The organism is Jeotgalicoccus coquinae, assembly GCF_014207425.1.
Classification (GTDB): domain Bacteria; phylum Bacillota; class Bacilli; order Staphylococcales; family Salinicoccaceae; genus Jeotgalicoccus; species Jeotgalicoccus coquinae.
This window is the reverse complement of sequence record NZ_JACHFF010000001.1, coordinates 476,226-489,132: the sequence shown is the minus strand read 5'-3', so window position 1 is coordinate 489,132 and position 12,907 is coordinate 476,226. Positions and strand designations below refer to the sequence as shown.

Here is a 12,907-nt window from a genome sequence, read left to right as displayed (position 1 = left end):
TCTCCTACATAATATATTGTGGATCGACATCAATTTTTAAAGACAATCCAGTCTTTTTATATATTTGAGTATATTTTTCATCGAGTGCGTCGAGTACATTTTTCAATTCAGGTTCTCTCTTATATTTTAAAAGAATCTGAAATCTGTTTTTGTTTTTAATTCTTTCAATCGGACTTGGCGACGGGCCGATAATAATACAGCTTTCGCTGACATTATCGACCAGTGTTTTATGAATATCCGTTGTCGCTTCAAGACAGTCCTGAATCCGTTCCGCCGAAACAGTGAACAGAATATGAAAGTAATACGGGGAGTATCTCGCAAATTTACGGAACTGCATTTCTTTTTCATAGAATTCCGTATAGTTATTTTTCATTGCGAGTGTGATTGCGTAATGTTCCGGATTATACGTCTGGAATATTACTTCACCCGGGAGTTCATGACGGCCTGCACGGCCGGCCACCTGTGTCAGCAGCTGGAACGTCCGTTCATTCGCTCTGAAGTCCGGCAGATTTAACATCGTATCCGCATTCAGTACGCCGACCAGCGTCACATTCGGATAATCGAGTCCTTTTGCGATCATCTGGGTACCCAGCAGTATCGGCACATTGTCGTTTTCAAACCGGCTGAGCAGCTGCTCATGTGCACCTTTACGCTGTGTGGTATCGACATCCATCCGGATAATATCCACGTTGAATACATCCCGTAAAATTTCTTCCACTTTCTGCGTACCCGTTCCCCGGAATGTCACATCATTTGAACCGCAGTCCGCACATTTACGCGTTACCTGTTCTTCGTAACTGCAATAATGACATAACAGACTGTTGTTGTTTTTATGATACGTCAGCGAAATATCGCAATTTGGACAGTTTGGCACGTGGCCGCAATTCTGGCAGATCTGGAAGTTCGCAAATCCCCTTCTGTTTAACAGAAGAACGGTCTGCTCGCCTTTATTAATTCTGTCGCGGATTGCCGCTTCAAGTTTTCTAGATAATATCCCTGAGTTGCCGTCCTTATGCTCATCGCTCATATCAACAATGTCCGCCTCCGGCATCGGCTGCATTCCAGGACGGTGTGTGAGTTCAAAACGTTTGTAAACGTCTTTTGAGCTCCTTGCATATGATTCCAGCGACGGTGTCGCCGAACCGAGCACAACCGGACACTGATGATACTCCGCGCGCAGTTTGGCAACTTCCGCTGCGTGGTACATCGGGCGTTCCGACTGTTTATAAGTTGTTTCATGTTCTTCATCGATAATAATGATACCGATATTTTTAAACGGTGCGAATATTGAAGAACGTGCGCCGACTGATACCCGCGCGCGTCCACTTTGGATTTTACGCCATTCATCGTACTTTTCACCGTGTGACAGTGCTGAATGCAATACTGCCACATCGTCGCCGAAGCGCGCTTTAAATCGGTTAACCATTTGCGGCGTCAGTGCAATTTCAGGCACCAGCATAATCGCATCGCGGTTATTATTCAGCGCTGTCTGTATCAGCTGTAAATATACTTCTGTTTTCCCGCTTCCGGTAATACCGTGCAGCAGAAATGTTTCGTCTTTTTTATCGTTGAGTGCGGCATTAATACTGTTAAATGCATCTGCCTGCTCTGTTGTTAATTCCTTTTCATAATCCGCTTCAAACACTGTCGATTCATAAGGATCCCGCTCGACAATCATGTCGAGTTTTTCAACGTATCCTTTTTTCTCCAGTTCACGGACGATTGCTTCTGAATAGCCCTGTGCTTTCAGCTCAGTCAGCAGCACCGGTTCATTGTAATTTTCAATAACCTGCAGTGCTTCAAACTGTTTTGGTGCACGTTCAAGCGGGGCTTTGTTTAAATACAGAGAGCGTACACCTTTTTGAACTTTTTTACGCGTGTGCTGTTTAATCAGAATATCTTCATAAATCTCACCGGTTTCGATATAAGGCACCAGTTCTGCGAGCTCACGTGTATGGAGGCTTTTTGTTTCCAGCTCCCCGTTTACGGCATAGCTGTCGTAAGTAAACTTCGCTTCCCCTGAAGCCGCATCATCCAGCAGCAGTACTTTTTTGGATTTTGTTTTCAATGCCACCGGCAAAATTGTTTCGATAACGGAAATGTACGGTTCAATATAATACGCTGCCAGTTTCTTAGACAGCTCAACCAGTTCATCTGTCAGTACAGGCTCGACATCCATTACCTTGACGATTTCTTTTACTTTGCCGGCCGGTACATCGCTTTCATCATGAATACTCATAACGTAAGCCTGCACATGTCTTGGACCGAACGGCACGAAGACACGGTGCCCGACTTTAATAACATCCGTGAGGCGTTCCGGGATTTTATAATCAAACAGCCGGTTAACGTTCTTACTGTTGACGCCGACGATTACTGCAGCAAACATCAGTGCATCACCTTGTTTACAAGCTCGTCTGCAATTTTTTCTGCAAGTTCGGTCTTCGCCATTTTAGGCAGCGGCACTTTGCCGCCGTCTTTATAAATAATCGTTACTTCGTTATCATCGCTGTTCATGCCGATTGAAGTATCCGAGACATCATTCATAATAATCGCGTCCGCTTTTTTGGATTCGAGTTTCCCCTGTGCATAAGCTTCAACATTATCCGTCTCCGCAGCAAAGCCGACGACATACATATCTTTATTGTTATGACCGGCATATTTTAAAATATCCTGTGTTTCAGTTAATTCGATTGACGGTACAATACCCGCCTGTTTTTTAATTTTCTGCGTGCTTTTGTCTTTCACTGTAAAGTCCGAGACTGCAGCAGTAAAAATACCGATATCGGCATCCATATGTGCTTTAACGGCTTCAAACATCTCCGCCGTTGATTCCACATCGATGTGCGTAACACCCGGCGGCACCGGCAGATTAGTCGGTCCGCTGACCAGTATTACTTCAGCCCCGCGGCGTTTAAAGCTGTCCGCGATACTGTAGCCCATTTTCCCGCTTGAAAAATTGGACAGGTATCTGATTGGATCAAGGCGTTCTCTCGTCGGTCCTGCCGTAACGAGTACGCGTCTGCCTTTCAGTTCCTGCTTATCACTCAGCATTTCGTTAATTTTTGCCATGACATCGGGTACTGCTGCAAGACGTCCTTTAGCATTGTAGCCGCATGCAAGAAAACCTGTTTCCGAATCGATAAACTCCACACCCTGGCTGCGCAGTTTATCGATGTTTTCCTGAACTGACGGCTGCTGCAGCATATGAACGTTCATTGCCGGCGCCATTAATACGGGTTTCGTATTGGCTGCGAGCACGTTAAGCAGCATATTGTCATAGATGCCGTTGGCAAACTTGCCGATTGTATTGGCTGTGACCGGAACAACTGCAATAATGTCCGCCCACTCACCGATATTAATATGTGCAATATGACTTGGATTTTCTTCTAAAAAAGTATTTGTATAGACGTGGTTTCTGCTGATTGCCTGAAAAGCAAGCGGCGTCACGAATTCCAGTGTGTTATCCGTGAGGACAACGCGGACTTCATGGCCGGATTGTATGAGTTTGCTTGTTAAATCTATTGCTTTATAACTCGCAATTCCCCCTGTTACTCCGAGGACAATATTTGCCAAATTAATCACCTCTTTAAAAAAAGCTGACAATTTCTTGTCAGCCTCATTATATCTCTTTTATTTGTGTACTGTAACTTTGCCTGCTGCGATCTCTTCAAGAGAGTAGCCGACGTTCGTTTTAGATTGGTATGATTCGAGCACTCCACCTTCAGGGTTATCCTGTAACTGTCTTGCGCGCTTTGCCGCCATCGTTACTACAAGGTATTTTGAATCGACGTTCTTTTTAAGTTCATGACCAGCTGGGTATAACATTAATTATTTGCCTCCAGTAAAAGTTTTCTTAACTTGTTTTCCACTCTTGAACGTTCGAGATGACTCGCTTCAACAATGCATTGAATTTTTTGACGCGCTGTATCGACATCATCATTAATTACGACATAGTCGTATAAGTTCATCAGACTGAGTTCACGTCTCGCTTCTTTAATACGGTGATTAATCACTTCTTGTGAATCCGTACCGCGGCCGATTAAACGCTCTTCAAGCTGCGCCAGTGTCGGCGGTGCCAGGAAGATAAATAATGCGTCCGGGAATTTCTCCCTTACCTGCTTCGCGCCTTCAACTTCAATTTCCAGAAAAACATCGTGTCCGTCTGCAATTGTGTCTTTAACGTAATCTACCGGTGTGCCATAGTAATTCCCTACATATTCAGCGTACTCGATGAATTTATCCTGTTCAATAAGTGTTTCAAATTCCTCGTGCGACTTGAAAAAGTAATCTATGCCATCACGTTCGCCTTCTCGTTTCTGTCTTGTTGTCATAGAAATAGAGTATTTAAAATTCGTCTCCTGGTGGTCGAATACAGCTTTTCTTACTGTGCCTTTACCGACGCCCGAAGGGCCCGAGAGAACGATGAGCAATCCTTTATCAGATACCATAGAATGTAACCTTTCTAATTTTGATTACTTCTTAATGTACCACAGATTGCATAAAATTTCATCCTTAAAACGGACATTAAACCTCTATTCATGCTAAAATAATATGTAATCATTTTGAGGAGGATACCCCATGGCTTTTGACGGAAATTTTACACATGCACTGGTAGATGAACTCCAATTTTTAGTGCGCGGTAAAATAAATAAAATTCAGCAGATGGATAATTCATCTCTTCTATTTAAAATGCGCGCAGGCGGTAAAAATCATCAGCTGTTAATAAGCAGCCATCCGATGTATGCCCGCTTCCATATAACGGAGCAGAAATATGAGTTCCCATTCGATCCGCCGATGTTTTCACGGATTTTAAGAAAACACATCGAAGGCGGTTTTATTACGTCCATTGAACAGCTTGGCAATGACCGCCAGGTTCATATTCATATACGTGCCATCAACGATATCGGAGATGACATTGAACGAATACTGATACTGGAAATAATGGGACGCCATTCGAATATCATTTTAACAGATAAAGAATATAAAATTATCGACGGTATTAAACATTTAACACCGAACAATAATGTTCGTACGATTATGCCGGGCTTCACGTATGAAGGACCGCCGACAGATAAAAAATTAAATCCGAGAACGGAAGAACTGAATGAACTGCCGAAATTTATCGACTTTAACTCAGGAAAACTGAAGCGTCAGATACTGACAAATATTGAAGGCTTCAGCCCGCTGTTTATCGATGAAGTAGAATCTCATGTTAAATATTTCAATACGGATAATATCGTACCGGCGATTAAAGAAACGCTGAAAGCAGGCGAAAACATTCAGCCGGTTTACTACGACTTAAAAAAACCGGTCTTTTACTTTACCCCGCTGGCGCATCTCGGCGAGCCGGATAAAATATACGGTTCTTTAAGCGAACTGCTCGATAAATTTTATCACCGCCGCAATCAGATCAGCGCCATCCGCCAGAAATCGTCGGATTATCTGCAGGTTATTGAACGCGAACACGATAAGACGATTCGTAAAATTACGAACCTTGAAGCGGATTTAAAAGAAGCTGCAGAAAAAGACAAGTATCAGAAATACGGTGAGCTGATTACTGCGTACATGCATAATATCGGCAGCTATCAGGAGTCTGCCGTCGTGATGGATTACTATACGAACGAAGATATAGAAATTCCGCTCGATAAACAGCTCTCTCCAGCTGAGAACGCACAGCGTTACTACAATATGTACAACAAGCTTAAAAACCGTGAGAAAGTTGCAAAAGACCAGCTTCGCCTCGCCCATATGGATGTTGAGTACTTCAGCAACCTGCTGCATCAGATGGAAAACATTACAACAGCAGATGAAGTCGAGGAAGTCCGTCAGGAATTAACCGAACAGAAAATTATTAAAGAACGCAGCCGCGGCAAGAAGAAAAAGAAAACAAACAAAATTCAGCTGCATGAATTTGAAACATCAAACGGCCTGCCTGTTTTTGTCGGCAAGAACAATAAGCAGAATGACTATTTAACAAACAGAAAAGCACAGAATAACCATCTGTGGTTCCATACGAAAGATATTCCGGGATCGCATGTAGTTATCGCACATAACGCTTCAGACATATCAGAAGAAGACATACTTGAAGCGGCAATGCTTGCAGCATTCCACTCGAAAGCCGGACAATCAGCAGGCGTGCCTGTCGACTACACGGAAATCAAACATGTTAAAAATATACCGGGAACAAAACCCGGATTTGTAACTTACAGTGAACAGTTGACTGTACTCGTTGACCCTGATCCGGAGAAAGTTAAAGAAATGAAGAAAGATTAAAATGGAAGCGCCGTTAATCCGGCGCTTTTTTTGTGGTTAAAATATTTTGTGACCGCATGTGACTACTTCATACAGTTGATTAGCAGCATTCGACCGCATGAGACAATCCGCACAAATTAAAAAACCGCCAAATCTGTCGATTTGCCGGTTCTGCTGTATTATAATCTGTCTCTGAAACTGCGGACATCGTCTGCACCTTTTGTATCCAGCACATTACGTTCCTGTGCCACGTCAAGCAGTGTATCAAGATCACACAATACCGAATATGCACATTCTGCATTCTCAAACTTTTCCTGTGCGCCTGTAATGCCGTATGAGAATATCGCAGCGACACCGAGTACTTCAGCGCCGTCTTCACGCAGCGCCTCGACAGCGTTCAAACTTGAACCGCCTGTTGAGATTAAGTCTTCAATAACGACCACCCGTTTGCCGTTAACTGCAGCGCCTTCTATCTGGCGTGCTGTGCCGTGTGCCTTTTTTGATCCCCTGACATACGCTGACGGCTTGTTCAGACGGTCGGCAATCAGTGTTGCATGAGGAATACCTGCAGTTGCCGTGCCGACAATGACGTCTGCTTCATCAAACTGTGCAAGTTGTTCTATCAGCAGCTCTATTACTTTGCGGTGGGCTTCAACATTTCCTAAGATCTGTCTGTTATCGCAGTAGATTGGAGATTTTATCCCGCTCGCCCATGTGTACGGATCTTTCGGCGACAGTTTTACCGCATCTATATCGAGTAACGTGTGTGCAACTGATGGATACATATTACTTGCCCTCCCATAATTGTTTGATCTCTTTATAAGCCTTCGCCGGATTATCACTTTGTGTAATCGGACGGCCTACGACTATATAATCAGAACCGAGCTGTTTCGCTTTGTCTGGTGTAACGACGCGCACCTGATCGTCGTTATTATTTTCCGATAAACGGATTCCCGGTGTTACTGTTAAAAAATGTTCCGAGATTTCGTTATGAATCATTCTGCTTTCAAGCGGTGATGATACGACACCGTCGAGCCCTGCTTTATATGCCAGTTCAGCATAATGCAGTACGCTGTCCGTTAATGACAGCGGTGTCTGCTGTTCGCGCTGCATCGTATGCTCATCCATACTTGTCAGCTGCGTCACCGCAATAATTTTACCGTCTGCATTTTCTTTTCTGAAAGCCGATGCGGCACGTTTCATCATTTCATAACCGCCGGATGCATGAACGTTAACCATATCCACATTAAGTTTCCCGAGCACCGACATCGTGCGTTCGACTGTTGTCGGTATATCGTGTAATTTTAAGTCCAGAAAAACATCGTGGCCGTATGCTTTAATCACATCTATAATTGCCGGCCCGCTCTGCATATACAACTCCATGCCGATTTTAACATACAGTTTTTCATCGAAGCCTGCGAGAAATGTTTTCGCCTCTTCGTATGTACTGAAATCTAATGCAATAATTGGTTTCGCTGTCATCTTAAAATTCCTCCTAATGTGTTAAAGAAAAGCCCGTCCTTTTATATCGTGTATATGATTCAGATTCATTTCTTCTGTCTTTTTCCCAAGTTCATCAATCAGTTCTTTGCATATATAAGGATTCGTAAAGTTCATCGTTCCGATTGCCACTGCATCTGCACCTACACTGATAAAGTCCAGTACATCATCGACTGTTGCAATACCGCCCATGCCGATAATTGGAATATCCGGCAGTGCCTGTCTGACCTGATACACCATGTTTAAGGCGACCGGTTTAATTGCAGGTCCGCTCAGACCGCCTGTCGTATTAGCCAGTATCGGACGCCCGCTGTTATTCAGACGCATACCGATCAGCGTGTTGATCATCGAAATGCCGTCTGCAGCTTTAGCCACACTTTTAGCCATCTCCACTATGTTCGTTACATTCGGTGACAATTTTACATACACCGGTTTTGTACTGACTTCCTTAACCGCCGCTGTCAGACGGTATGCTGTTTCAGGGTCGGTACCGAATTGAATACCGCCCTCTTTAACGTTCGGGCATGAAATATTCAGTTCCAGTGCACTGACATTGGGTGCAGCCGAAATTTTTTCTGCCACTTCAACATAATCTTCAATTTTAGTTCCTGCCACGTTTGCAATGACAGGTACATCATACTGTTCCAGAAATTTAAGTTCATTCTCAATAATGTGATCCACACCGGGATTCTGCAGCCCGATTGCATTAAGCATGCCGCTTGATGTTTCTGCAACTCTCGGTGTTTTATTACCCGGTCTCAGTTCATCTGTCGCCGCTTTAATCATAATCGCACCGAGCTCCGACAAGTCGTACAGATGTGAGAACTCCTCACCGAAACTGAAACATCCCGATGCAGGCATAATCGGATTTTTTAAGTCCAGACCCGGCAGCTTAATTTGTAGTTTGTCCATCACAGTACAACCGCTCCTTTTTCAAATACGGGGCCGTCCGTACAAATTTTAACCTGACGGCCATCTTTAGTATCACATACGCATGCATAGCATACTCCGAAGCCGCAGCCCATTCTTTCTTCCAGGGAAATGAAGCCGTCCATCGGCATCGTTTCATCCAGCACTTTCAGCATTACTTTAGGTCCGCATGCATAAAACTTATCAAATCCAGTTCCGATTTCCCCAATAACGTCTGTTACAAATCCTTTCGTACCGTATGTTCCGTCAGCTGTTGCAACATATGTTTCCCCGAACGCTTTAAAATCCGCTTCGTAAAACACATCTTTTCTACTGTTAAAACCAAGTACGTGCGTTGTTTTAACACCGCGTTCGTGAAGCTGTTTTGACAGTTCATACAGCGGCGGCACACCAATTCCCCCGCCGACAATCAGAACATGCTCTCCCGCTTTGGCAGATTCAATATTATATCCGTTGCCGAGCGGCATCAGCACATCGACCGTCTCGCCCTCTTTAATCTCAGCAAGTTTTTTCGTCCCCGGCCCTTCCGCCCGGAACGTAATCGTAATTTCATTATTGCCTTTATCAATATTTGAAATTGAGATCGGCCGTCTCAGCACATGTTCAACAGACTTTGACACTCTCACATGAACAAACTGTCCCGGACGGAGCGTATATTTACCGAGCGCCGTTTTAAGAACAAGTTCATAAATATTATCGGCAATTTCTGATTTGGATATTGCGGTTGCAAGTTGAAGCATGTCAGCACCCCTGTATTTTACTTATTGTCGTACACAATTTTTCCGTCAACGATTGTCATGGCAATATCACTTTGCAATGTTTCACCATGGAACGGCGTATTTTTTGATTTAGATAAAAATTCATTTTTATCCAGTGTGTATTCACGGTTTAAATCAATCAGTGTCAGATCAGCCGCTTTGCCTGTTTCAAGCTTTCCGCTGTCGAGTTTAAATACCTCGCCAGGTTTAACTGTCATCCAGTCAATTACCTGCTGCAGCGTAAATACACCGGTTTTAACAAGTTTTGTATAGACCAGCTGGAAGGCATTTTCAATTCCGACTATACCGAATGGGGCCGTTTCAATACCCGCTGCTTTTTCATCTTCATGATGCGGTGCATGATCTGTCGCAATAAAGTCGAGCGTGCCGTCAAGCAGTCCTTCTATTAATGCTTCTCTGTCATCCGAACCGCGGAGCGGCGGATTCATTTTGTAGTTTGGATCTTTCTCAGTAATGTCATTCTCATCCAGTACAAGATGATGCGGTGTAACTTCAGCAGTCACTTTAATACCTGCACGTTTAGCGTCACGGATAACTCTGACACTCTCTTTAGTCGAGACATGACAGACGTGGTAATGACAGTCCGCCGCTTCGGCAAGAAGTACATCCCGTGCAATCTGCGTCGATTCAGTAATTGCGGGAATTCCTTTAATACCAAGTTTTTCACTTGTTCTGCCTTCGTGAATTGCTCCGCCGTAAATCAGCGTGTTCTCTTCTGTATGTGCAACTATTGCCATATCCAGTTTTGCAGCGGCCTGCATTGCACGGTACATCATGTCCGCACTTTGAACCCCGACACCGTCGTCAGTGAAAGCAAATGCCCCTTCCGCCTTTAAGTTGTCAAAGTCTACAAGTTCCTCGCCTTTCAATCCTGTTGTAATCGACACGTAAGGCAGTACTTTAATTACTGCATCTTCTTTAATTTTAGTATTTAAATCACGGAGTATTTCCGGCGTATCTATAATCGGATTCGTATTCGGCATCGGGCAGATTGTTGTAAAACCGCCGCGCGCCGCAGCTCTTGATCCTGTTTCAATCGTTTCTTTATGTTCAAATCCGGGCTCTCTTAAATGAACGTGAACATCGACAAGTCCGGGTGTTAATAACAGTCCGGTGCAGTCAATTACTTCACCGTCTGCGTTTAAATTCTGCCCGATTTCAGCAATCTTTCCATCTTTAATATATACATCTGATGTCTGTTCCTCATTATTGAGTAACAGCGTAGCGTTTTTCAAAAGCATTGTTGTTGCTCCCTTCTCTGTCCAGTACTGATTCTAAAATACTCATGCGCATAAATACGCCGTTTGTCATCTGCTCGAATATCACACTCTTCTCGCCTTCAATCACATCCTCCGTAATTTCTACGTTGCGGTTGATTGGTGCCGGGTGCATTACCAGAGCGTGCGGTTTCATGTTGTCCATGCGTTCTTTATTCATACCGTACAGTGCGTTGTACTCTTCTTTAGGCATTTGTGTATATGATTCATGACGTTCGTGCTGAACGCGCAGCAGCATAATAACATCGCACATTTCCACCGCTTCATCGATGCTGATGTGGGAAATTCCAAGCGTGTTATCCTGAAGTTCGCGCGGGCCTGAGAAATACACTTCAGCGCCCATTTTTGTCAGCGCCTCTGCATTTGATTTAGCAACACGGGAATGTTTTATATCTCCGACAATTGCAACTTTCAAGCCGCAGATCTGTCCCAGGTTTTCATAAATTGTCATCATATCAAGGAGTGACTGTGACGGATGTGATCCGCTGCCGTCTCCTCCGTTAATTACCGGGATATTGAGGTTTTTGAGTCCTTCGTAATACTTATTATCCGGATGTCTGATTACGAGTGCGTCTGCGCCGATTGCTTCAAGCGTTTTGCATGTGTCGTAAAGTGATTCTCCTTTTGATACCGAACTTGTCGATACATCGAATGGCAGCCGTTCAATGTTAAGGTTTTTCTCGGCCATTTCAAAACTCAGCTTCGTTCTTGTTGAATTTTCATAGAACAGATTCACGACTGTTTTGCCGTTCAGCTTTATTACCGATCTGCCGTGTTTAATATCGATTGCTCTCGTAATTAATGCTTCGATTTCTTTCGGAGTGACATGTTCCATAGATAATAAGTTTTTCATTCAGTTCGTCTCCCTCTTAGGTAAAATTAGATTTAGAATAATTCCTGCTACTGCAGCGAGCGCCATTCCTTCAAGGTTGAATGGAATGTTGCCTATCGTGAAGTCTAAATGTGCTTTACCGATTCCAATGACCAGTATCACCGATGCGATAACCAGGTTGCGTTTGTTGTCAAAGTCAATTTTTGCGTCGATCAGCATGCGCAGTCCGCTTGATGCGATAATTCCGAAGAGCAGTATTGATACACCGCCCATAACCGGTGACGGAATGCTCTGGACAACTGCAGTAAACTTGCCGACAAAGCCGAGTATTACTGCGAGCACTGCCGCGCCTCCAATTACCCAGACACTGAATATTCTCGTGATTGCAAGGACACCGATATTCTCGCCGTAAGTCGTAGTCGGGGGCCCGCCGATTGTGCTGGCAAACATTGTCGCTACACCGTCACCGATAATCGAACGGTGCAGTCCCGGTTTTTTAAAGAAGTCGCGGCCGACAATTTTATTAATCACCATCTGATGTCCGATGTGCTCTGAGATTGTTACAAACACAATCGGCAGCATGACCATGAATAACCCGATGTTCATTGCCGGTGTGTAATCCTGATAAGGGATGTACAGGTCGGGCAGTACAAACCATCCTGTGCTCTTAATCAGGTCCAGGTCTACGATGCCGAACAGCAGCGCTGTTGTATAGCCGCCGATTATCCCGATCAGTATCGGGATTAAGCCGAGTACACCTTTAAGGAAGATTGATGCAAGTACTGTAATTGTCAGTGTAATCAGTGCGACAGTGATGTACGTCATGCTGTAGCCTTCCTGATTGCCTGAGTCTGTATACATCGCCATGTCCACTGCTACAGGTGCAAGGCCGAGGCCGATTACCATAATGACCGGTCCGACGACTATCGGCGGCAGGAGACTGATAATCCATCCCGTTCCTGCAAGGCGTATTATCAGTCCGATAATGACGTAGAGCACACCGCTGAAGAACAGTGCGGTGAGCACTTCACCAAGCGTATTCGCACCGAGTGCGATTGTAATCGGCAGTATAAAAGCAAAGCTTGAGCCGAGATAAGCCGGTATCTGGCCTTTTGTAATAAGAATGTAGAGCAGTGTGCCGATTCCGCTTGCAATCAGTGCAGCGCTGACCGGCAGTCCTGTTAGAAATGGTACGAGCACTGTCGCTCCGAACATTGCAAAAAGGTGCTGGGAACTCAGCAGCAGCCCCTGGAAAAATTTCGGTCTTTCATGTACATCGAGCTCAGGTTCTACACTGCGCTGAAAAATTTCATCTTCAAACTTTGCCATCTTCCAAT

At 44.4% G+C, this 12,907-nt stretch carries 12 protein-coding genes; 1 reads left to right on the top strand and 11 read right to left on the bottom strand.

Going from position 1 to position 12,907, the window contains the following annotated elements; genetic code table 11:
- Positions 1–4 precede the first annotated feature (4 nt).
- Genes priA through gmk form a run of 4 tightly spaced genes read right to left on the bottom strand, consistent with a single transcriptional unit; the run spans position 5 to position 4,448 of the window.
- A complete protein-coding gene (gene priA / locus HNR41_RS02455) occupies positions 5–2,386 on the bottom strand; it encodes a primosomal protein N' (RefSeq protein WP_184281376.1) in 2,382 nt (793 codons plus the stop codon).
- Complete coding sequence (gene coaBC / locus HNR41_RS02450) at positions 2,386–3,582, bottom strand: bifunctional phosphopantothenoylcysteine decarboxylase/phosphopantothenate--cysteine ligase CoaBC (RefSeq protein ID WP_376698651.1); 1,197 nt, start codon at positions 3,580–3,582, stop codon at positions 2,386–2,388. Before coaBC ends, priA begins: the two co-directional genes overlap by 1 nt.
- A gap of 48 nt (positions 3,583–3,630) precedes the next feature.
- Positions 3,631–3,825, bottom strand: coding sequence for a DNA-directed RNA polymerase subunit omega (gene rpoZ, locus HNR41_RS02445; RefSeq protein ID WP_184281371.1), 195 nt, complete (start codon positions 3,823–3,825; stop codon positions 3,631–3,633).
- On the bottom strand, positions 3,825–4,448 hold the full coding sequence (gene gmk, locus HNR41_RS02440) for a guanylate kinase (RefSeq protein WP_184281370.1): 624 nt from the start codon (positions 4,446–4,448) through the stop codon (positions 3,825–3,827). The genes rpoZ and gmk overlap by 1 nt, the downstream gene beginning before the upstream one ends.
- Before the next feature lie 130 nt (positions 4,449–4,578).
- Here gmk and HNR41_RS02435 point away from each other — a divergent pair, with 130 nt between their 5' ends.
- Positions 4,579–6,273, top strand: coding sequence for an Rqc2 family fibronectin-binding protein (locus tag HNR41_RS02435; protein WP_184281368.1), 1,695 nt, complete (start codon positions 4,579–4,581; stop codon positions 6,271–6,273).
- Between the two features lie 158 nt (positions 6,274–6,431).
- On the opposite strand, the gene pyrE is transcribed toward HNR41_RS02435, so the two are convergent.
- From pyrE to HNR41_RS02400, 7 genes are read right to left on the bottom strand one after another with little or no spacing between them, the layout of a single operon-like run.
- Positions 6,432–7,037, bottom strand: coding sequence for an orotate phosphoribosyltransferase (gene pyrE, locus HNR41_RS02430; protein WP_184281366.1), 606 nt, complete (start codon positions 7,035–7,037; stop codon positions 6,432–6,434).
- A 1-nt stretch (position 7,038) separates the two neighbouring features.
- Entirely contained in the window at positions 7,039–7,734 is a 696-nt protein-coding gene (pyrF, locus tag HNR41_RS02425; RefSeq protein ID WP_184281364.1) for an orotidine-5'-phosphate decarboxylase, read from the bottom strand.
- Positions 7,735–7,755: 21 nt separating this feature from the next.
- Entirely contained in the window at positions 7,756–8,664 is a 909-nt protein-coding gene (locus HNR41_RS02420; protein ID WP_184281362.1) for a dihydroorotate dehydrogenase, read from the bottom strand.
- Positions 8,664–9,422, bottom strand: coding sequence for a dihydroorotate dehydrogenase electron transfer subunit (locus HNR41_RS02415; RefSeq protein ID WP_184281360.1), 759 nt, complete (start codon positions 9,420–9,422; stop codon positions 8,664–8,666). Before HNR41_RS02415 ends, HNR41_RS02420 begins: the two co-directional genes overlap by 1 nt.
- 17 nt (positions 9,423–9,439) lie before the next feature.
- Positions 9,440–10,702: a dihydroorotase gene (gene pyrC / locus HNR41_RS02410; RefSeq protein WP_184281358.1), complete on the bottom strand. Its 1,263-nt coding sequence runs from the start codon at positions 10,700–10,702 to the stop codon at positions 9,440–9,442.
- Positions 10,668–11,591, bottom strand: coding sequence for an aspartate carbamoyltransferase catalytic subunit (locus tag HNR41_RS02405; protein WP_184281356.1), 924 nt, complete (start codon positions 11,589–11,591; stop codon positions 10,668–10,670). Before HNR41_RS02405 ends, pyrC begins: the two co-directional genes overlap by 35 nt.
- Entirely contained in the window at positions 11,592–12,899 is a 1,308-nt protein-coding gene (locus HNR41_RS02400) for a solute carrier family 23 protein (protein WP_184281355.1), read from the bottom strand.
- Between the last annotated feature and the right edge of the window lie 8 nt (positions 12,900–12,907).